Annotated in this window: 21 protein-coding genes; 6 read left to right on the top strand and 15 right to left on the bottom strand. The window is 73.4% G+C overall.

From position 1 onward, the window contains the following. Positions 1-252 precede the first annotated feature (252 nt). A complete protein-coding gene (locus ABTY61_RS05075) occupies positions 253-864 on the bottom strand; it encodes a response regulator transcription factor (RefSeq protein ID WP_014136228.1) in 612 nt (203 codons plus the stop codon). Between the two features lie 561 nt (positions 865-1,425). On the opposite strand from ABTY61_RS05075, the gene ABTY61_RS05080 reads away from it, so the two are divergent. Then, positions 1,426-1,752, top strand: a complete 327-nt coding sequence (locus ABTY61_RS05080) for a WhiB family transcriptional regulator (protein WP_350503538.1) — start codon at positions 1,426-1,428, stop codon at positions 1,750-1,752. A gap of 118 nt (positions 1,753-1,870) precedes the next feature. Here ABTY61_RS05080 and ABTY61_RS05085 read toward each other — a convergent pair whose 3' ends face one another. The 3 genes from ABTY61_RS05085 to groES all read right to left on the bottom strand — a co-directional run bounded on the left by ABTY61_RS05085 (position 1,871) and on the right by groES (position 5,075). Further along, complete coding sequence (locus ABTY61_RS05085) at positions 1,871-2,869, bottom strand: LysR family transcriptional regulator (protein ID WP_350503539.1); 999 nt, start codon at positions 2,867-2,869, stop codon at positions 1,871-1,873. 155 nt (positions 2,870-3,024) lie between these two features. Beyond that, complete coding sequence (groL, locus tag ABTY61_RS05090) at positions 3,025-4,653, bottom strand: chaperonin GroEL (protein WP_350503540.1); 1,629 nt, start codon at positions 4,651-4,653, stop codon at positions 3,025-3,027. Positions 4,654-4,769: 116 nt separating this feature from the next. Beyond that, complete coding sequence (gene groES / locus ABTY61_RS05095; RefSeq protein WP_049654366.1) at positions 4,770-5,075, bottom strand: co-chaperone GroES; 306 nt, start codon at positions 5,073-5,075, stop codon at positions 4,770-4,772. A gap of 247 nt (positions 5,076-5,322) precedes the next feature. Here groES and ABTY61_RS05100 point away from each other — a divergent pair, with 247 nt between their 5' ends. Both ABTY61_RS05100 and ABTY61_RS05105 read left to right on the top strand, forming a co-directional pair. Continuing rightward, the gene (locus ABTY61_RS05100) at positions 5,323-5,658 is read left to right on the top strand and encodes a hypothetical protein (RefSeq protein WP_350503541.1); all 336 of its coding nucleotides are present in this window, start codon (positions 5,323-5,325) and stop codon (positions 5,656-5,658) included. 69 nt (positions 5,659-5,727) lie between these two features. Beyond that, positions 5,728-6,960, top strand: coding sequence for a THUMP-like domain-containing protein (locus tag ABTY61_RS05105; RefSeq protein WP_350503542.1), 1,233 nt, complete (start codon positions 5,728-5,730; stop codon positions 6,958-6,960). Here the strand turns inward: ABTY61_RS05105 and ABTY61_RS05110 are convergent. The 5 genes from ABTY61_RS05110 to tsaB form a co-directional block, all read right to left on the bottom strand. Further along, positions 6,936-7,850, bottom strand: a complete 915-nt coding sequence (locus ABTY61_RS05110; protein ID WP_350503543.1) for a polysaccharide deacetylase family protein — start codon at positions 7,848-7,850, stop codon at positions 6,936-6,938. The genes ABTY61_RS05105 and ABTY61_RS05110 overlap by 25 nt on opposite strands. 79 nt (positions 7,851-7,929) lie before the next feature. Beyond that, complete coding sequence (locus ABTY61_RS05115) at positions 7,930-8,190, bottom strand: hypothetical protein (protein WP_350503544.1); 261 nt, start codon at positions 8,188-8,190, stop codon at positions 7,930-7,932. Next, complete coding sequence (tsaD, locus tag ABTY61_RS05120) at positions 8,187-9,293, bottom strand: tRNA (adenosine(37)-N6)-threonylcarbamoyltransferase complex transferase subunit TsaD (RefSeq protein ID WP_350503545.1); 1,107 nt, start codon at positions 9,291-9,293, stop codon at positions 8,187-8,189. Before tsaD ends, ABTY61_RS05115 begins: the two co-directional genes overlap by 4 nt. Then, a complete protein-coding gene (gene rimI, locus ABTY61_RS05125) occupies positions 9,286-9,765 on the bottom strand; it encodes a ribosomal protein S18-alanine N-acetyltransferase (protein WP_350503713.1) in 480 nt (159 codons plus the stop codon). Before rimI ends, tsaD begins: the two co-directional genes overlap by 8 nt. A gap of 23 nt (positions 9,766-9,788) precedes the next feature. Beyond that, positions 9,789-10,445: a tRNA (adenosine(37)-N6)-threonylcarbamoyltransferase complex dimerization subunit type 1 TsaB gene (tsaB, locus tag ABTY61_RS05130; RefSeq protein ID WP_350503546.1), complete on the bottom strand. Its 657-nt coding sequence runs from the start codon at positions 10,443-10,445 to the stop codon at positions 9,789-9,791. Between the two features lie 155 nt (positions 10,446-10,600). Here tsaB and ABTY61_RS05135 point away from each other — a divergent pair, with 155 nt between their 5' ends. Then, on the top strand, positions 10,601-11,167 hold the full coding sequence (locus ABTY61_RS05135) for a hypothetical protein (protein ID WP_350503714.1): 567 nt from the start codon (positions 10,601-10,603) through the stop codon (positions 11,165-11,167). A gap of 9 nt (positions 11,168-11,176) precedes the next feature. Here the strand turns inward: ABTY61_RS05135 and ABTY61_RS05140 are convergent, their stop codons facing one another. From ABTY61_RS05140 to ABTY61_RS05160, 5 genes are all read right to left on the bottom strand, one after another. Continuing rightward, on the bottom strand, positions 11,177-11,371 hold the full coding sequence (locus tag ABTY61_RS05140) for a hypothetical protein (RefSeq protein ID WP_350503547.1): 195 nt from the start codon (positions 11,369-11,371) through the stop codon (positions 11,177-11,179). 173 nt (positions 11,372-11,544) lie between these two features. Continuing rightward, entirely contained in the window at positions 11,545-12,039 is a 495-nt protein-coding gene (gene tsaE, locus ABTY61_RS05145; RefSeq protein WP_350503548.1) for a tRNA (adenosine(37)-N6)-threonylcarbamoyltransferase complex ATPase subunit type 1 TsaE, read from the bottom strand. A 92-nt stretch (positions 12,040-12,131) separates the two neighbouring features. Further along, complete coding sequence (locus ABTY61_RS05150) at positions 12,132-13,325, bottom strand: alpha/beta fold hydrolase (protein WP_350503549.1); 1,194 nt, start codon at positions 13,323-13,325, stop codon at positions 12,132-12,134. After that, the gene (gene alr, locus ABTY61_RS05155; protein WP_350503550.1) at positions 13,322-14,521 is read right to left on the bottom strand and encodes an alanine racemase; all 1,200 of its coding nucleotides are present in this window, start codon (positions 14,519-14,521) and stop codon (positions 13,322-13,324) included. Before alr ends, ABTY61_RS05150 begins: the two co-directional genes overlap by 4 nt. A 188-nt stretch (positions 14,522-14,709) precedes the next feature. Beyond that, positions 14,710-16,185, bottom strand: a complete 1,476-nt coding sequence (locus ABTY61_RS05160; RefSeq protein ID WP_350503551.1) for an NAD(P)H-hydrate dehydratase — start codon at positions 16,183-16,185, stop codon at positions 14,710-14,712. Positions 16,186-16,356: 171 nt separating this feature from the next. Here ABTY61_RS05160 and ABTY61_RS05165 point away from each other — a divergent pair, with 171 nt between their 5' ends. Then, positions 16,357-16,914, top strand: a complete 558-nt coding sequence (locus ABTY61_RS05165) for a Uma2 family endonuclease (protein ID WP_350503552.1) — start codon at positions 16,357-16,359, stop codon at positions 16,912-16,914. Positions 16,915-16,957: 43 nt separating this feature from the next. Here the strand turns inward: ABTY61_RS05165 and glmS are convergent, their stop codons facing one another. Further along, positions 16,958-18,814: a glutamine--fructose-6-phosphate transaminase (isomerizing) gene (gene glmS, locus ABTY61_RS05170; protein ID WP_350503553.1), complete on the bottom strand. Its 1,857-nt coding sequence runs from the start codon at positions 18,812-18,814 to the stop codon at positions 16,958-16,960. A gap of 108 nt (positions 18,815-18,922) precedes the next feature. Between glmS and coaA the strand changes: the two genes are divergently transcribed. Further along, on the top strand, positions 18,923-19,918 hold the full coding sequence (coaA, locus tag ABTY61_RS05175; RefSeq protein ID WP_350503554.1) for a type I pantothenate kinase: 996 nt from the start codon (positions 18,923-18,925) through the stop codon (positions 19,916-19,918). The last annotated feature ends 6 nt before the right edge of the window (positions 19,919-19,924 follow it).

Below are 19,924 nucleotides of genomic sequence, written 5' to 3' on the forward strand. Positions count from 1 at the left end.
GCGGCGTGCCGCGCACCACCGGCCCCTCCTGCACCGTGCCGCCTCCCGCCCCGCCGATGTGGGCGGTCCTGTCCGTCGCGCCGTTCGCCGAGTGTCCTGCGGCTGCGTGGTTCGCCGCAGTGCCTGTCCGCTGGTCCCCGAGGTGCTCCACTCCTCCATGGTGCAACCTCGGGACCGTAACGTCACACGCCCGTGCGGTGCCCGCTCCGGAATTCGAGGGCGGCGCGCCGCAACCGGCGGCGCCGCCGACGGTCAGCGGACCAGGCCCCAGCGGAAACCCAGCGCCACCGCGTGCGCGCGGTCGGAGGCCCCGAGCTTCTTGAACAGCCGTCGGGCGTGGGTCTTGACGGTGTCCTCGGAGAGGAACAGCTCGCGCCCGATCTCGGCGTTGCTGCGCCCGTGGCTCATGCCCTCCAGCACCTGGATCTCACGCGCCGTCAAGGTCGGTGCCGCGCCCATGTCAGGGCTGCGCAGCCGGCGCGGGGCGAGCCGCCAGGTCGGGTCGGCGAGGGCCTGGGTGACGGTGGCCCGCAGTTCGGCGCGCGAGGCGTCCTTGTGCAGGTACCCGCGGGCACCCGCGGCCACCGCGAGCGCGACACCGTCGAGGTCCTCGGCGACGGTGAGCATGATGATCCGCGCGCCCGGATCGGCGGACAGCAGCCGCCGGACGGTCTCGACCCCGCCGAGGCCGGGCATCCGGACGTCCATCAGGACGAGATCGGAGCGGTCGGCCACCCAGCGGCGGAGGACCTCCTCCCCGTTCGTCGCGGTGGTGACCCGGTCCACACCGGGTACGGTCGCGACGGCGCGGCGAAGCGCCTCGCGGGCGAGCGGGGAATCGTCGCAAACGAGAACGGAAGTCATGACCGTCGTCCTCCGCAGCTGATCCGCGTCACGTTGAGCCTCCTGGCTGGTACGAACCTCTCCGACACGGCCGATCGGCGACGGACTTCGTCCTGATCGCCCCGACTTGCCCGCGATCGTTCCCGACGTCCGGCGCCCGCTAACCGCCTCCGCACTACCAACGACCGTCACTCGAATGAGTTACGGCCTTCGGGCCATCTCCACCACTGTACGTGGCCAACCCATTACCGATCAGCCGCATCGCGGTGCACACGCCGCAGTTTTGCGCAGCTCGCGCGCGGTGGGCGCACGACCCGCACGCCGGTGCGGCGTGCCGTGCGCCCGTCGGCCACCCGATTGCCACGCCCGCGCCCGCCGAACCTCTTGCCCGCTTTGCCCGTTTTTATAGCTTTCGTATGGTCATTGACTGTTGTGCCAGTGTGTGGGTGACTTGTCCATGGAGTTGCCTTAAGTCATATTTCCAGGTGTCCACACCAGCGCGGGACGCCCCGCCGGGCACCGTTCGGCAGCAGCCCGCCGAAACGCCCGGCCGCCGCCGACCGCCTCTGAAGGGAATGAGCCATGGCAGATTTCTCCCGCCTCCCCGGTCCCAACGCAGACCTCTGGGACTGGCAGCTCTCGGCGGCCTGCCGCGGCGTGGACAGCTCGCTCTTCTTCCACCCGGAGGGTGAGCGCGGAGCCGCCCGCAGTTCACGCGAGACCAGCGCCAAGGAGGTCTGCATGCGCTGCCCGGTGATCGCCGAGTGCGCCGCGCACGCCCTGGCGGTCCGCGAGCCGTACGGCGTCTGGGGTGGGATGACCGAGGACGAGCGCGAGGAGATGCTGGGCCGCTCGCGGCACCGCCTGGTGGAGGTCCCACTGACCCCGCCTGCGGTCGCCCAGCGTTAGACCCGCCTCCGCGGCGCGCCGTGAAGAAACGTTTCTTCGCGGCGCCTCAGGCCGCTACCACCCCCTCCGGGGCTTCGACGGCGGGCCCGGGGGCGACCGGGACGCCGGTCACCGACCGTCAGCGGTCGGCGGCCGCACCCGCCAGCCGCTCCTGCATCAGCGCGACCGCCGGCACCTCGGCCAGGTCCGGCAGGGTCAGCGCCACCACCTGGCGCACCGCCGGCGCACCGGAGGCCGTCCGCACCGGCACCGTCGACACGCCGTCAGGACGCACCGACTGCAGGGCCAGCCGGGGCAACACCGCCACCCCGAGCCCGGCCGCCACCAGGCCGACCACCGCCGGGTAGTCGTCGGTCGCGAAGTCGATCCGGGGCTCGAAGCCCGCCCCCGCGCACAGCTCCACCAGGTGCCCCCGGCACTGCGGGCAGCCGGCGATCCACTGCTCCCCGGCCAGTTCCGCCAGTTCCACCGGACCGCCCCGCCCCGCCAGCCGGTGGGCGGCCGGCAGCAGGCCCACCAACGGGTCGTCCAGCAGCGGGGTGACCACCAGGTCGGACCAGTCGGTGCCGGCCGACAGCTGCTGGGCCTCCAGGTTCGCCTCGGCCCGCGCCTCGCGCGGCGAGCCGTGCCCGAGCACCGGCGCCACGGGCGCGCCGTCGGACTGCGGGTAGCGGAAGGCCAGCGCGATCTCGCACTCGCCGCCGCGCAGCATCGCCAGCGACTCCGGCGGCTCGGCCTCGACCAGCGACACGCGCACCCCCGGATGGCTGTCCCGCAGGCGGGCGACCGCGGGCGGCACCAGGGTGGAACTCGCGGTCGGGAAGGAGACCAGCCGCACCCGCCCGGCCCGGAGCCCGGCGATCGCGGCCACCTCCTCCTCGGCGGCGGAGAGCCCGGCCAGGATCCCGGTGGCGTGCTTGAGCAGGACCCGCCCGGCCTCGCTGAGCTGCATCCCACGGCCCGAGCGGACCACCAGCGGGGTGTCCACCGACTTCTCCAGGGCCTTCATCTGCTGGCTGATGGCAGGCTGGGTACACCCCAGCTCGCGCGCGGCGGCGGAGAAGGAGCCGGTGCGGGCGACGGCACGCAGGACGCGCAGGTGGCGGGCCTCGATCATGCCTCAGTTATAAGGCAATCTTTGCATTCTGCAAAATTCTACTGATAGTTGAAGCCTCAAACGGACCCCCGCCGCGAGCCTTCGCCGCGCAACAGCCGGAGGCCCGGCCGGCTCCCAGGGGGAGCCGGCCGGGCCTCCGGTCAGGCGTCGGTGCCTCAGTGCGAGTGGCCGTGGCCGCCGTGCGAGTGACCGGCGTCGGCCTCCTCCTCCTTCTTCTCCACCACGAGGGTCTCGGTGGTGAGGAGCAGGGAGGCGATCGAGGCGGCGTTCTCCAGCGCGGAGCGGGTGACCTTGACCGGGTCGATGACGCCGGCCTTCACCAGGTCGCCGTACTCGCCGGTGGCGGCGTTGTAGCCCTGGCCGGCCTCCAGCTCGGAGACCTTGGAGGTGATGACGTAGCCCTCCAGGCCGGCGTTCTGGGCGATCCAGCGCAGCGGCTCGTGCAGCGCCTTGCGGACCACGGCGACACCGGTGGCCTCGTCACCCGACAGGCCCAGGCCGCCGTCCAGCACCTTGGCGGCGTGCACCAGCGAGGCGCCACCGCCGGCGACGATGCCCTCCTCGACCGCGGCGCGGGTCGCCGAGATGGCGTCCTCCAGACGGTGCTTGCGCTCCTTGAGCTCCACCTCGGTGGCGGCGCCGACCTTGATGACGCAGACGCCGCCGGCCAGCTTGGCCAGGCGCTCCTGCAGCTTCTCGCGGTCCCAGTCGGAGTCGGTCGCGGCGATCTCGCCCTTGATCTGGGCGACGCGGCCGGCCACGGCCTCGGAGTCACCGGCACCGTCGACGACCGTGGTGTCGTCCTTGGTGATGGTCACGCGGCGGGCGGTGCCCAGCACGTCCAGACCGGCCTGGTCGAGCTTGAGGCCGACCTCCTCGGAGATGACCGTGCCGCCGGTCAGGACGGCCAGGTCGCCGAGGATCGCCTTGCGGCGGTCGCCGAAGCCCGGGGCCTTGACGGCGACGGCGTTGAAGGTGCCGCGGATCTTGTTCACGACCAGGGTCGACAGCGCCTCGCCGTCGACGTCCTCGGCGATGATCAGCAGCGGCTTCGAGGCACCGCTCTGCAGGATCTTCTCCAGCAGCGGCAGCAGCTCCTGGATGGAGGAGATCTTGCCCTGGTTGATCAGGATGTACGGGTCCTCGAGGACCGCTTCCTGGCGCTCGGCGTCGGTGACGAAGTACGGCGACAGGTAGCCCTTGTCGAACTGCATGCCCTCGGTGAAGTCCAGCTCCACGCCGAAGGTGTTCGACTCCTCGACGGTGATGACACCGTCCTTGCCGACCTTGTCGATCGCCTCGGCGATCAGCTCGCCGACCTGGGTGTCCTGCGCGGAGAGGGACGCGACGGCGGCGACGTCGTCCTTGCCCTCGATCTCGCGGGCGATGGACAGCAGGTGCTCGGAGACGGCGGCGACGGCCTTGTCGATGCCCTTCTTCAGGGCGGCCGGGCCGGCGCCGGCGGCGACGTTGCGCAGACCCTCGTTGACCAGGGCCTGGGCCAGCACGGTGGCGGTGGTGGTGCCGTCGCCCGCGACGTCGTTGGTCTTGGTGGCGACCTCCTTGACGAGCTGCGCGCCAAGGTTCTCGTACGGGTCGTCCAGCTCGACCTCACGGGCGATGGTGACACCGTCGTTGGTGATGGTCGGGGCGCCGAACTTCTTGTCGATGACGACGTTGCGGCCCTTGGGGCCGATGGTCACCTTGACGGTGTCGGCCAGCTTGTTGACACCGCGCTCCAGCGAGCGGCGGGCGTCCTCGTCGAACTGCAGGATCTTCGCCATGTTCCCTATTCCCTCGGGGCTACGGCCGGCCGACCGGCCGCCGAACTACGTGAACCAACGACCACGCCCCGGGCCCCTGTCACTAGGGACACGGATCCGGGGCGGGGCGGAACGTCTTACTTCTCGATGACCGCGAGAACGTCGCGGGCCGAGAGGACGAGGTACTCCTCGCCCTTGTACTTCACCTCGGTGCCGCCGTACTTCGAGTACAGGACGATGTCGCCGACGGCGAGGTCGAGCGGCAGACGCTGACCGTCCTCGAAGCGGCCCGGGCCGACGGCCAGGACGACGCCCTCCTGGGGCTTCTCCTTGGCGGTGTCCGGGATAACCAGGCCGGAGGCCGTGGTGGTCTCGGCGTCGAGCGGCTGGACCACAATGCGGTCCTCGAGCGGCTTGATGGCAACCTTGCTGCTGGTGGTCACGTCCGAGCTCCCCTTCGGAGATTACGGGGTTTTCTAACGGGTAGGGCGAAGCTGCGAGCCTGCCGTCGCGGGGGTCAGGCACACGTTTTCGCATTAGCACTCCCCCAGTGGGGAGTGCCAAGGACGACCATAGGCCGCCGTTAGCACTCAGTCAACCAGAGTGCCAACGACGCGCACTGCGGACTCAGGTCGCGGATGAGTAGTCGCACTCATGTGCGACACCGGACCGGGCGGCCAGACTCCTGCCATGACCTCGATCCCGATGCGCATCGGCCCGGCCCGGCTCAAGGACGCCGCCCTCGCCCTGCTGGCACTGCCCCTGCTGGGGGGCGTGCTCCCGTTCGTCGTCTTCTACGTCGTCGCCTGCATGGGCAACGGCCCGGGCACCGGGGACGACGGGGACGGCAGCGCCTGGGCCTTCCTGGGCATCGGCATGATGGCCGGCCCGGTGGCCGCCCTGGCGGCGGGCGTCCTGGTCGCCGTCCGCAGCCGGCGCTCCGGCTACCGGTTCCTCCCGGTCGCCGCCGCGCTCTCGCCGTTCCTGCTGCCCGCGGTCCTCTCCTCGGGCGTCCTGTGGCGGTGAACCGACGGCCGGCGCGGGGATCCGGCCGGCCGTCCTCCCGCACACCTCCTGACCGGTCAGAATGACCTCGTGGACACCGAGAACCTCCAGCCCCTGCTGACCCCCGAGGGCCAGGCCCTGCTCGCCGAGCTGCGCGAGTTCGCCCCCGAGGAGGAGCTGGCGCTGGCCACCCGGCTGCGGCGGGAGCACCCGGCGGAGCTGGTGTCGGCGGCCTTCGGGCAGGCGCGGCTGCGGCAGCGGGCGCGGGCGAAGTTCGGGGCGGACGCCGACCTGATGTACTTCACGCCCAACGGGGTCGAGCAGTCCACCCGGCGCAGCGTGGCCGAGTGGCGGGCCCGCCGCTTCGCCGGGTTGGGCGTACGGCGCCTCGCCGACCTGTGCTGCGGCATCGGCGGCGACGTGCTGGCGCTGGCCCGGGCCGGGATCCGGGTGCTGGCGGTCGACAAGGACCCGGCGGCCTGTGCCGCCACCGCGGCCAACGCCGCCGCGCTGGGCCTGTCGGAGCTGGTGGAGGTGCGCTGCGCGGACGTCGCCGAGGTGGACGTCACCGGCTACGACGCGGTGTTCACCGACCCGGCCCGGCGCACCTCGCGCGGCCGGGTGTTCGACCCGGAGGCGTACGCCCCGCCGCTCTCCTGGGCGATCGAGGCCGGGCGGCGGACCCCGATCGGCGCGTTGAAGGTCGCCCCGGGCATTCCGCACGAGGCCGTCCCGGCGGACGCCGAGGCCGAGTGGGTCTCCGACCACGGGGACGTCAAGGAGGCGGTGCTCTGGTTCGGCACCGGGGCGAGCCGCCCGCACCGCGCCACCCTGCTGCCGCACGGCGACAGCCTGGTCGGCGGCGACCTGCCCGACCCGCCGGCCGGCCCGGTCGGGCGGTACCTCTACGAGCCGGACGGCGCGGTGATCCGGGCGCACCTGGTGGCCGAGGTGGCCGGGCAGGTCGACGGCCGGCTGATCGACCCGAAGATCGCCTACCTGACCTCGGACCGGCTGGTCGCCACCCCGTACGCGCACGCCTTCGAACTCACCGACGTACTGCCCTTCCACATCAAGAAGTTGAAGGCGCTGCTGCGCGAGCGCGGGGTCGGCACGGTGGTGATCAAGAAGCGCGGGATGGCGATCACCCCGGAGGAGCTGCGCCGCCAGCTCAAGCCCTCCGGGCCGAACTCCGTCACGGTGATCCTCAGCCGCACCGACAACGGGCCGCTGATGATGCTGGGACAGCCGGTGGGACAACCGGGGGGACAACCCGGCCGGACAGCCGCTCTGACCGGCTACGAGGGCGGCGCCTGGATGTAGTCCTCCAGGCGGGCCACCGAGAAGCCCTGCTCCTGGATCCGGGCCAGCAGGTCCGCGAACATCTGCGTCATGGTGGCGCCCTTGAGCTCCTTGGGGCCGCGGAAGTGCGCCAGGATGATGTCGCCGGACTTCAGCTTCTTGTCACCGGCCTGGTACTGCATGTCGTGGATCTGCATCGACTCGCGCCACAGCACGATCGCGCGCGGGCCGCACTGCTGCACCGAGTTGTTGAGCGTCGGGGTGTTGGCGCCGTCGCCGAAGGGCGGGCGGAACAGCAGCGGCGCGGTGCCGTACTGCTGGGTGAGCGTGGACTGGTCCTCGCAGATCTCGGACTTCTGCTTCTCGGCCGGGATCTTGCTCATCACCGGGTGGGTGACGGTGTGGTTCTGGATGTGGTTGCCCAGCGCCTGGAGCGGCTTGAAGTAGCCGTAGTCGTTCTTGACGATGTCCTTGGTCAGGAACATCGAGATCGGCACCTTGAGGTCGGTCAGCATCTCGACGAACTTCGGGTCCTTCTCGGCGCCGTCGTCGATGGTGATGAAGACGACCTTGTCGGTGGTCTTCACGTCGCTGAACACCGGTACGGTTCCGGTGCGTTCGAGCTTGATGGGCTTGTCGGCGGGCGGCGCGGGGGCCGGGGCCAGCGGCTTGAGGTTCCACTTCGCCCAGGCCGCGGCGTCGCCCTGGGCCGGGGCCGCGCCGGGCGTGGTGGCCGCGGCGGTGGGCGTCCCGCCGCCCCCGGACGGCTGGGGCGCCGCGGAGCCGGCCGTACTCGCGGCCGGTGCGGCGCCGCCGCCGCCCCCGTTGTCGCCGCACGCGGTGGCGAAGGCCAGCAGGGCCAGCACCCCCGCCGCGTACGTCCTGGTCCTGCTCAGCCCGTCCCTGTTCACCGCACCGCGCTCCCGGTCCCGTCCAGCGTTGTCTCCGCTATGCACGGTAGCGGCCGCGGCGGCGGTTCCCGTCCACGGTCTACTCGACGTGCTCGCTGGTGAAGGACCAGCGGTGCACCGGGCGGCCCAGCAGTTCGGCCGGCGGGTCGGCGACGGGCACCGGCGCTCCGCTCCACCAGCTGATCAGCAGCACCCGCTCGCCGGGGGCGGAGAGCAGCTCCAGGCGTTCCAGCCCGGCCGCGCCACGCAGCGCGGGCAGCACGGACTCCCGTACCCAGGCGGCGAGTTCGGCCCCGCGGCCGTCCGCCGCGCGGGCCTCCCACATCGCGGCGACGGTCATCCGGCGTCGCCGCCGAGGGCCTGGTAGGCCTGGCCGTGGACGTCGCCGTGCCCGGATCCCTCGGCCGGGACGTGGACGTCGGTCACCGGCAGCGAGGAGTCCGCGGACAGGTCGAAGGCGGAGGGGGTGCGGCCCCGCCACACCATCTCGGAGCCCAGCGCCGCCACCATGGCGCCGTTGTCGGTGCACAGGCCCGGCCGGGGCACCCGCAGCCGGATGCCGGCCCGGTCGCAGCGCTGCTGGGCCATCTCGCGCAGCCGGGAGTTGGCCGCGACGCCGCCGCCGATCATCAGGTGGTCGACGCCGTTGTCCTTGCACGCCTTGACGGCCTTGCGGGTGAGCACGTCGGTGACCGCCTCCTGGAAGGAGGCCGCGACGTCGGCGATCGGCACCTCCTCGCCGGCCCGGCGCTTGGCCTCCACCCAGCGGGCGACGGCGGTCTTCAGGCCGGAGAAGGAGAAGTCGTACTCGGGGTCGTTCCGCCCGGACAGGCCGCGGGGGAAGGCGATCGCCTTCGGGTCGCCCTCGCGGGCCGTCCGGTCGACGATCGGACCGCCGGGGAAGCCCAGGCCGAGCACCCGGGCGACCTTGTCGAAGGCCTCGCCGGCCGCGTCGTCGATGGTCGCGCCGAGCGGGCGGACGTCCGTGGTGATGTCCTCGCTGAGCAGCAGCGAGGAGTGCCCGCCGGAGACCAGCAGGGCCATCGTGGGCGAGGGCAGCCGGCCGTGCTCCAGCTGGTCGACGCAGATGTGCGAGGCGAGGTGGTTGACCCCGTACAGCGGCTTGTCCAGCGCCCAGGCGTACGCCTTCGCCGCGCTGACACCGACCAGCAGCGCGCCGGCCAGGCCGGGGCCGGCGGTGACGGCGATGCCGTCCAGGTCACTGGCCTTGATCCCGGCGGTGTCCAGGGCGCGCTGGATGGTCGGGACCATCGCTTCCAGGTGGGCGCGGCTGGCGATCTCCGGGACGACGCCGCCGAAGCGGGCGTGGTCGTTGACGCTGGAGGCGACCGCGTCGGCCAGCAGCGTGGTGCCGCGCACGATGCCGACGCCGGTCTCGTCGCAGGAGGTCTCGATGCCGAGGACGAGCGGTTCGTCAGCCATGGGGGGTGTCCTTCGGTTCCTTCGGGTCAGTGCTCGGGTGGTCGAGGCGCATCACCAGCGCGTCGATGTTGGCGGGCTGGTAGTAGCCGCGCCGGATGCCCACCGGTTCGAAGCCGTGGCGCTCGTACAGCCGCTGGGCGCGCTGGTTGTCCACCCGGACCTCCAGCAGCAGGTCGGCGCAGCCGCGCCGGGCGGCCTCGTGGATCAGGTCGGTGAGCAGGGCGGTGCCGAGGCCGCCGCCCTGGTGCCGCTCGTCGACGGCGATGGTCTGGACGTCGCCCTCGCCGGCGACGGTCATCAGACCGGCGTAGCCGACGATCGTGCCGTCCGCCGCGGTGGCGACCGAGTAGTGGCGGGTGCCGCCGGGACGGGCCTCGGCGAGCTCGGACCAGAACATCCCGTGGGACCAGGCGTCCTCGGGGAACAGCCTGAGCTCCAGGTCCATCACCGGCTCGATGTCCCACCAGCGCATCGGGCGCAGGGTGGTGCCGTGGTTCACGCCGGGAGCACCGCCTTGTAGCCGGCGGGGACCTGGGCGTCCGGGCGGCGCAGGTACAGCGGCACGTTCGGCAGCAGCTCGCGCCCGGCGGCCAGCTCGGCCGCGGCGAAACCGGCCAGGGCGCCGGCCGAGACGTGCTCCGGGCCGTGGGCGCCGGGGAAGGCGTCGGGGTAGAGCAGCGCGCCGGCGCCCACCGCGCGGGCGGCGGGCGCCAGCTCGGCCGGGCGGTCCACGGCCGGGCCCTCGATGCGGTCGCCCTCGGCGTCGTAGGAGGCCCAGTAGACCTCCTTGCGGCGCGCGTCGGTGGCGACCGTGAACGGCTCTCCGGCCAGGCCCTCGGCGCGGGCCTGGAAGGCGATCGCGTCCAGGGTGCAGACGCCGTGCACCGGCAGGCCGAGCGCGTGGCCGAGCGCGGCCGCCGTCACCAGGCCGACCCGTAGGCCGGTGTACGGGCCCGGGCCGACGCCGACCGCGATGCCGGTGAGCCGGCCCTTGTCCACTCCGGCGGCCCGCAGGACCTGGTCGATCGCGGGCAGCAGCAGTTCACCATGGCGCCTGGCGTCGACCTGGTGGGTCTCGGCGAGGACCGCCGCGCCGTCGTGGACGGCAGCGGTGACGGCGGGGGTTGCGGTGTCGAACGCGAGCAGCAGCACGGGTCAAGGTTAGACCGAGGTTGACCCGACCGGCCGATCGAGCTGGTGTCCCCATCCGGAACACACGTGCTGGGCGCTGCCGACCCGCCCGGGGGACCTGGCACGATAAGGCGGTACGTACAGCGGACGGCGGCGGGAGCGGGCACGTGTCGAAGATGGGTCCTGGAGTGGTGGTCACGGGGTTGACCCTGGGGGCCCTGGCGGTGGTCAGCCTGCTGGCCTTCCAGGCCAACGGCGCCCAGGACCGGGCGGGCGGGGCCAAGCCGACCGTCGCCTCGACGTCCACCGGCCCGGCCGCCACCGCGACGCCGAGCGCCTCCGCCACCCCGACCGTCCCGCCGTTGCCGGCCTCCTCGGGCAGCGGCACGCGGGTGGTCTACTCGGCGGGCGGCCACTTCGTCTGGCTGGTCGACCCGAAGAAGAACCCGCAGGTCACGGCAGCCTTCCTGGTCACCCCTGGCTCGGTCGAGCCCGCCCCGGGCAGCTACTCGGTGTACAGCCGCACCCCGGCCGCCACCGGGACGGACGGCAAGCAGATCGAACACGTGGTGCGCTTCGCGCAGCAGAACGGCGTGGTGTTCGGCTTCAGCGCGGCCCTGGACGGCACGACCCCGACCGCCGACCCGAAGGCCAAGACCGGCGGCATCCGCAGCGGCCGCCCCGAGGGGCAGCTGCTCTGGGACTTCGCGCCGAACGGCACCAAGGTGGTCGTGGTCCCCTGAGACCCGGCGCTACGCGGCCCGGGGCGTCCCCGCCTCGGGCTCCTCGGCCTGCCGGGCCTTCGGTTCGGGCGGGGTGGACACCGCCTCGGCGGCCGCACAGGCGGCCAGCAGGGCCCGCATCGGCGCGCCCGGAGCGCGGTGGGCGGACTCTCCGGCCCCGGCGGCGCGGACGGCGCGCTCCGGGGCGGGGGTGGTGCTCGACATGGCGCCTCCCTAGTTAGGCAGACCTAACCGCAGCACCCATCCCACCACGCCCGACGCCCCGCCCGCAACACCTTGCCGACGGCCTGTCGGCAAAACGGTGGAACCCGATCGACCGGGGCCGGGCAGTCCGCGGGACACGCCCATGCGCGCCCCATGCGCGCCCCACGCGCGCCTCAGGCCAGCCCGGCCAGCGGCACGCCCGCCCAGCGCTCCCCGATGCCGGTGAGCAGCACCCTGCGCGGGTCGTGGTCCTCCCCCGCGGTGTCGCCGATCGCCCGCTCGATCCGGACCTCCAGCCGGTCCTCGGACAGCCGCTCGACCTTGCCCTCGCCCCACTCGACCACGACCACCGACTCCGGCAGCGAGACGTCCAGGTCGAGGTCCTCCATCTCGTCGAGGTCCCCGCCCAGCCGGTACGCGTCCACGTGCACCAGCGCCGGGCCGCCGACCAGCGAGGGGTGCACCCGGGCGATCACGAAGGTCGGCGAGGTCACCGCCCCGCGAACCTGCAGCCCCTCCCCCAGGCCCCGGGTCAGCGTGGTCTTCCCCGCCCCCAGCTCGCCGGAGAGCAGCACCAGGTCCCCCGGCCGCAGCAGCGCGGCCAGCTCCCGGCCGAGCCGGCCCATCCGCTCCGGAGTGGGGACGGTCAGAGTGGCGTGCGAGCCCATGCGCGTGTCTTGCCCTTCGGTCCGTAGCGGCGGACCGACCACCGGCCGCCACCGCTACCGTGCCACATCACCGCCGGTGCGCGGCCTCCGGGCTACGCGAGGTCGAGGACGGAGCTCGGCGGCGCGGCCGCGCCGCCGAAGTCCGCGGCCCGCCTGAGCAGTACCGCCAACTCGTGGTCGACCAGCTCCGGATGCTCCAGCATCACCAGGTGCCCGGCGCCCTCGACCAGGACGAGCTCCGCGCCCGGCAGCCGCTCGGCCATCAGCTCGCTGTGCGAGGCCGGGGTCAGCAGGTCCTTCGTCCCGGCCAGCACCAGCGCGGGCAGGCCCCGCAGGGCGGCCAGCGCCGCGTACTTCTCGTGCGCGCCGAACGCCGGGTAGAACTCGGCGACCACGTCGATCGGGGTGGCGTCCAGCAACTGCTCCGCGAACCGCACCACGCCCGGGTCGACGTCCTTGCCGCCGAAGGAGAACCGCCGGTAGAACACGGCGGCCAGGTCCGAGCCGAGCCGCCGGCTCGCCTCCACCAGGTCCACCTGGCGGCCGAGCAGCTTCACCACCCCGGGCGCGACCTTCCTGAACAGCCTGGCCCCGGCCTTCGGCAGTCCGAGGCTCACCTCGTCCCAGTCCCCCGCCAGGGTGCCGACCAGCGCGACCCCGGCGACTCTCGACCGGAACAGCTCCGGGTGCTGGTCGGCCAGCGCCATCACCGTCATGCCGCCCATCGAGTGGCCCACCAGCACCAGCGGCCCGGTCGGCGCGACGGCGTCGATCACCGCCTTGAGGTCGCCGCCCAGCTGGTCGATGCCGGCCGGTTCGCCCGCCAGGTACGAGCGGGAGCGCTCGGAGCGGCCGTGGCTGCGCTGGTCCCAGAAGACCAGCCGCATGCCCTGGCGCAGCGCGGCCCGCTGGAAGTGCCAGCTGTCCTGGTTGAGGCAGTAGCCGTGGCTGAACACCACGGTCAGCGGCTCCGGGAGGACGCCGTCCGGCTCGTCCCAGCCGGTGCCGTCCAGCTCGACGTACAGCTCCGTGCCGTCCGGCGCGGCCACCGTCCGCGGGCGCCCGCGCAGCGAGCCGTACGGGGCGGCCGCCTCCAGCTCGGCCCGGGCCCGGCGGCGCATCGCCCGTCCGACCGTCAGCCGCTCGATCGCGACGCCGGCGGCGGCACCGGCCGCCAGCACGCCGACCGAGATCCCGATCACGCCCGCCCGGCTCACCCCGGTGGCCGCGCCGGCCGCCTTGGCCACCGCCGCGACCGGGTTGCTGTCGGCCGGCGTGTCGGTCATGCCGTGCGGCCCCCGTCGTGGCTCCCGTCCAGGTAGCGGCGGGGCACCCGGGCGCCGACCCGGGTGATGATCTCGTACGAGATGGTGCCGCAGGCGCGGGCCCAGTCCTCGGCGGTGGGCTCACCGCGCTCGCCGGTACCGAACAGCAGCACCTCCTCGCCGACCTCGGGGGTGTCACCGCCCAGGTCCACCACGAACTGGTCCATCGCCACCCGGCCGGCCACCGTGCGCCACTTGCCGCCGATCTGCACCGGGCCGGTGCCGCTGGCGTGCCGCGGGACGCCGTCGCCGTAGCCGACCGGGACCAGGCCCAGCGTGGTCGGACCGGGCGTCACGTAGTGGTGGCCGTAGCTGACCCCGTGCCCGCCGGGGACGTGCTTGACCAGCGCCAGCCGGGCGGTCAGCGCCATCACCGGGCGCAGCCCGAAGTCGGCCGGCGAGCCCACCTGGGGCACCGGCGACAGCCCGTACGCGGCCAGGCCGGTGCGGACCAGGTCGAAGTGCGCCTCGGGCAGCAGCAGGGTGGCCGGGGAGTTCGCGAGGTGCCGGACCTCGGGGCGCAGCCCGGCGGCCTCGGCCTGCGCCAGCGCGGTGCGGTAGGAGTCCAACTGGGCCTGGATCGACGGGTGGCCGGGCTCGTCGGCGGCGGCGAAGTGCGACCAGACGCCGACGACCCGCAGCAGCCCCTCGACCTCGGCGCGGCGCACCTCGGCCACCAGCTGCGGCCAGTCGTGCGGCTGGCAGCCGTTGCGGCCGAGGCCGGTGTCGGCCTTCAGGTGGACGCGCGCCGGGAGGCCGGTCTCCCGAACGGCCGTCAGCAGCTCCTCCAGCGCCCACCGGCCGCTGACCGAGATGTCCAGGTCCGCGCGCAGCGCCTCGCGCCACGGCCCGCCCGGCGTCCACAGCCAGCACAGGATGCGGGCCTGCTCGGGGCGGATGCCCGCGGCCCGCAGCGCCAGCGCCTCGTCCGGCGTGGCGCAGCCGAGCCAGCCGACCCCGTTCGCGACCGCCTCGCGGGCGCACTCGACCGCGCCGTGGCCATAGGCGTCCGCCTTGACCGCGAGCATCACCGCCGCGCTCCCGACGCGCTCCCGCAGGGCCGCGAGGTTGCCGCGCAGGGCGGCGAGATCGATGGTCGCCTCGGCCCGTACGCCGTCGGTGAGGGTGGCCGTTCCGGTCGTGTTCGCAGTTGTCATCAGGGTCAGTCTCCCAGACGTCCCGGAGTCCTCGCCGAACGGGCCGTCGGCGCGGTGGTCGGCACCGCGACCCCCCGCACCCCGCCGACCTGCGGCGGACGCCTCGTCCGCGGTGTTCAGGACGCGGTGAACGGACGTTTCGGTTCCGTCCGGGGCCATCGCCGCGTAGGCCCGTCGCCCGGCCCCGGCTACGGCTGCCGGACGGCCCGCCAGACCGCCGGCAGCGCCTCGGCCACCGCCGACGCCGTCACCGGTGCGCCCGGCTCGCCCGCCGCCTCCCGACCCGCCAGGCCGTGCAGGTAGGCGGCCACCGAGGCGGCGTCCAGCGGCGGCAGGCCCGCGGCCAGCAGCGAGCCGGCCAGCCCGGCGAGCACGTCCCCGCTGCCCGCGGTGGCCAGCCAGGAGGTGCCGGTGGGGTTCACCCGGACGGCCCCGCCCGGGTCCGCGACCACCGTGGTCGAGCCCTTGAGCAGCACGGTGGCCCGGTAGGCGGCGGCCAGTCGGCGGGCGGTGGCCAGCCGGGTGGCGGCCAGCTCGTCGGCGGCGGGCGGCGCGGTGCCGTCGGCGCCCGCCAGCAGCCGGGCGGCCTCGCCGGTGTGCGGGGTCAGCAGGGTGGGCGCGGTGCGGCCGGCCAGCGCGTCCGGACCGAGCCGGCCCAGCTCGGTCAGCCCGTCCGCGTCCACCAGCACCGGGACGTCGCCGGCCAGCGCCTCGACCAGCGCCTGCCGCGCCCCCTCGCCGCCGCCCGGACCGACCACCCAGGCCTGCACCCGCCCGGCCCCGGCCGGGCCGCCCTCGGTGACCAGCGTCTCCGGGAAGCGCCGCACCACCTCCTCGGCCGCCGTGCCGACGTACCGGACGGCGCCCGCGCCGCCGCGCAGCGCCCCGGCGACCGCCAGCAGCGCCGCCCCCGGGTACCGCACCGAACCGGCCGCCACCCCGACCACACCGCGCCGGTACTTGTCGCTCTCCGCGCCCGGCTGCGGCAGCAGCGCGGCCACGTCCGCGTGCTGCAGGGCCGTCACCGCCGGCTCCGGCGGCGCCAGCCCGATGTCCACCAGCTGCACCGCGCCCGCGTACGAGGCCCCCGGGTCGATCAGCAGCCCGGGCTTGTAGGTGCCGAAGCAGACCGTGACGTCCGCGCGCAGCGCCTCCCCGGGCACCTCGCCGCTGTCCGCCGCCACCCCGCTCGGCAGGTCCACGGCCACCACCACCCCGCGCCGCCCGGCCCGGGCGTACGGCACGGCCTCGGGGCGCAACCCGCCCCGGCCGCCGATGCCGACGATCCCGTCCAGCACCAGGTCCGCGCGCGAGAAGTCGGCCAGACCGACTTCCTGCTCCGCCGTCACCCGTCCGCCCGCCGCCCGCAGCGCCGCCAGCCCGCCCGGGTGCGCCTTCCCCGGCGCCAGCAGCACCGCCGTCACCCGCGCCCCGCGCCGGGCCAGCGCCGCCCCGGCGTACAGCGCGTCACCCCCGTTGTCCCCGCTGCCCGCCAGCACCGCCACCCGGCCGCCGTACACCCGCCCCCGACGCCCGATCAGCAACCGCGCGCAGGTCGCCGCCAGCCCGGCCGCCGCCCGCTGCATCAGCGTGCCCTCCGGCAGCCGCGCCATCAGCTCGGCCTCGGCGGCCCGGACGATGTCCACAGGGTGTGCATGACGCATGGGGAGAACTCCTTCAGCAGTCGGCTACCGCCGACGCTAGCCCGCGTCCCCACCCCGCGGGAGCCGGGCCTGCGGCACACTTTCGAGTGACACCCACTTCGATCCCCCACCGGCTTGAGTCCGTGCACCTACCTTGTGGCTCGACACGAACCAGCAGGAGGGAGAAGGGCCATGGTCGCCATGCCGGCAGTCGAGCACCCGCTGGACCAGGACAGCGTCCTCCAGGCGTTTCTGGAGCTGGACACGCCGCCCGGTTTCAAGGCCGAGCTCATCGAGGGGGAGATCGTCGTGACGCCACCGCCTGACGGCGACCATGAGGACGCCATCGCCCGGTTCGCCCGCGCGGTTGCCCGTGAGGCGGCCGAGGAGCTGTACGTCAGCGGCGGGAAGGGATTGATCACCCCCAAGGGCCGTTTCATTCCAGACGCAACGGTCGCTCCCGTCGGCCATTTCCGCGCCCAGGATTCGTGGTCATCCGCAGTGGGAGTCGAACTGGTCCTTGAAGTGACATCGATCAACCCACACAAGGACCGCGAGTCCAAGCGCCTGGGCTACGCCGCTGCCGGCATCCCGTGCTACCTGCTCGTCGACCGCAGCGAAGGCACGGTGACGCTGTTCACGGATCCGAAGGACGGCGACTACACCACCCTTCACGAGACCGAATTCGGTAGGCGCATCAAACTCCCCGCCCCGTTCTCCTTCACGCTCGACACGGCGCCCCTGCGGTAGGGCACAGCCACCGCAGGGGCGCCGTCGTCGGCGTGGGGCCGTACTACTCGACGGTGACCGACTTCGCCAGGTTGCGCGGCTGGTCGACCTCGTGGCCCTTGGCCGTGGCCAGCTCGCAGGCGAAGACCTGGAGCGGGACGGTGGAGACCAGCGGCTGGAGCAGGGTCGGGGTCGCCGGGATGCGGATCAGGTGGTCCGCGTACGGCACGACGGCCTCGTCGCCCTCCTCGGCGATCACGATCGTGCGGGCGCCGCGGGCCCGGATCTCCTGGATGTTGGAGACGATCTTGTCGTGCAGGATCGACCGCCCGCGCGGCGAGGGCACGACCACCACGACCGGCAGCCCCTCCTCGATCAGCGCGATCGGGCCGTGCTTGAGCTCGCCCGCCGCGAAGCCCTCGGCGTGCATGTAGGCGAGCTCCTTGAGCTTGAGCGCGCCCTCCAGGGCCACCGGGAAGCCGACGTGGCGGCCGAGGAACAGCACCGAGCGGGCGTCGGCCAGCGAGCGGGCCAGCTCGCGCACCGGCTCCATGGTCTCCAGCACCTGCTCGACCTGCTTCGGCGCGTCGCCGAGCTCGCGGATGATGGTGAAGATCTCGTCGCCCCACTTGGTGCCGCGCACCTGGCCCAGGTAGAGGGCGACCAGGTAGCAGGCGACCAGCTGGGTCAGGAACGCCTTGGTGGACGCGACCGCGACCTCCGGCCCGGCGTGGGTGTACAGCACCGCGTCCGACTCGCGCGGGATGGTCGAGCCGTTGGTGTTGCAGATCGCCAGCACCTTGGCGCCCTGCTCGCGGGCGTGCCGCAGCGCCATCAGGGTGTCCATGGTCTCGCCGGACTGCGAGATGGCGATGACCAGCGTGCCGGGGCCCATGATCGGGTCGCGGTAGCGGAACTCCGAGGCGACCTCGACCTCGCAGGGGATGCGGGTCCAGTGCTCGATCGCGTACTTGGCGATCATGCCGGCGTGGAAGGCCGTGCCGCAGGCGACGATGACGACCTTGTCGACCGAGCGCAGGTCCGCGTCGGAGATCCGCAGCTCGTCGAGGGTCAGCCGGCCGTCGGTGCCGATCCGGCCGAGGAGGGTGTCGGCGACGGCCTTCGGCTGCTCGGCGATCTCCTTGAGCATGAAGTAGTCGTAACCGCCCTTCTCGGCGGCGGAGGCGTCCCAGTCGACGTGGTACTCGCGCACCTCGGCCGGGGTGCCGTCGAAGTTGGTGACGGTCACGCCCTCCCGGCGCAGCTCGACGACCTGGTCCTGGCCCAGCTCGATCGCCTCGCGGGTGTGCGCGATGAAGGCGGCGACGTCCGAGGCGAGGAAGTTCTCGCCCTCGCCGCGGCCCACCACGAGCGGGGAGTTGCGGCGGGCACCGACCACCACGTCGGGCGAGTCGGCGTGCACGGCGACGAGGGTGAAGGCGCCGTCCAGCCGGCGGCAGACCGCCCGCATCGCCTCGGCGAGGTCGCCCTGGTAGACCTCGCCGAGCAGGTGGGCGACGACCTCGGTGTCGGTCTCGGACCGGAGGGTGTGGCCGCGCTCGGCGATCTCCGCGCGCAGCTGGGCGAAGTTCTCGATGATGCCGTTGTGGACCACGGCCACCCGGCGGTCGTCGTCCAGGTGGGGGTGGGCGTTGGCGTCCGTCGGGCCGCCGTGGGTGGCCCAGCGGGTGTGGCCGATGCCGGTGGTGCCGTCGGGCAGGGGGGACTCGGCGAGCGACTTCTGCAGGTTGCCGAGCTTTCCGGCCCGCTTGTCCGTGACGAGACCCCACTGCCCCTGGGAGTCCTGGACCTGCACCGCGACACCGGCCGAGTCATAGCCCCGGTACTCCAGTCGCTGCAGGCCCGCGATTACTACGTCGAGGGCGGACTGCGCGCCCACGTATCCAACAATTCCGCACATGCGTGCCAGCATAAGGGCGGTTCTGTGGCCGTTTTCCCGTCTTTCCCGGCTCGCGCCAACGCTGCGTGACCGACACCACAACCACGGTGAACACCGCTACGGCTCACAATGGAGCACGTGCTGACCGAACTCTGTACCCGGGGAGCTGCCGCGCCCGGCCCGTCCCCGTCCCCCTACGTGGACCTCAGCCGGGCCGAGTGGAGTGCGCTGCGCGAGCGTACGCCGCTGCCGCTGACCGCCGAGGAGGTGGAGCAGCTGCGCGGCCTCGGCACAGCCCTCGACCTCGACGAGGTGCGTGACGTCTACCTGCCGCTGTCCCGGCTGCTGAACCTCTACATCCACGCCACGCACGAACTGCGCGGCGCGGTGGGCACGTTCCTGGACACCCCGGACACCGAGCGCACCCGCACGCCGTTCGTCATCGGCGTGGCCGGCTCGGTCGCCGTCGGCAAGTCGACCACCGCCCGCCTGCTCCAGGCCCTGCTGGCCCGCTGGCCCGAGCACCCGCGGGTCGAGCTGGTCACCACCGACGGCTTCCTGCTGCCCAACGCCGAGCTGCGCCGCCGCGGCCTGATGGCCCGCAAGGGCTTCCCGGAGTCGTACGACCGCCGGGCGCTGATGCGCTTCGTCGCGGACGTGAAGGCGGGCAAGGACCGGGTCAGCGCACCGGTGTACTCGCACCTGGTGTACGACATCGTGCCCGACGAGCGGCTGACGGTGGAGCGCCCGGACATCCTGATCGTCGAGGGCCTGAACGTGCTCCAGCCGGCCCTGCCGGGCACCGACGGCCGGACCAGGCTCGCGGTGGCGGACTACTTCGACTTCTCGATCTACGTCGACGCCCGCACCGACGACATCGAGCACTGGTACCTGGACCGCTTCCGCAAGCTGCGGCAGACGGCCTTCCAGGACCCGAACTCCTACTTCACCCGGTTCACCGAGGTGCCGGAGGAGGAGGCGATGGAGTACGGCCGCCAGGTCTGGCGCACCATCAACAAGCCCAACCTGCTGGAGAACGTGCTGCCGACCCGCGGCCGGGCCACCCTGGTGCTGCAGAAGGGCTCCGACCACAAGGTCCGCCGGGCGCTGCTGCGCAAGCTCTGAACACCG

Origin of the sequence: Kitasatospora sp. NPDC096128, from assembly GCF_040303105.1 — a bacterium.
Lineage (GTDB): Bacteria > Actinomycetota > Actinomycetes > Streptomycetales > Streptomycetaceae > Kitasatospora.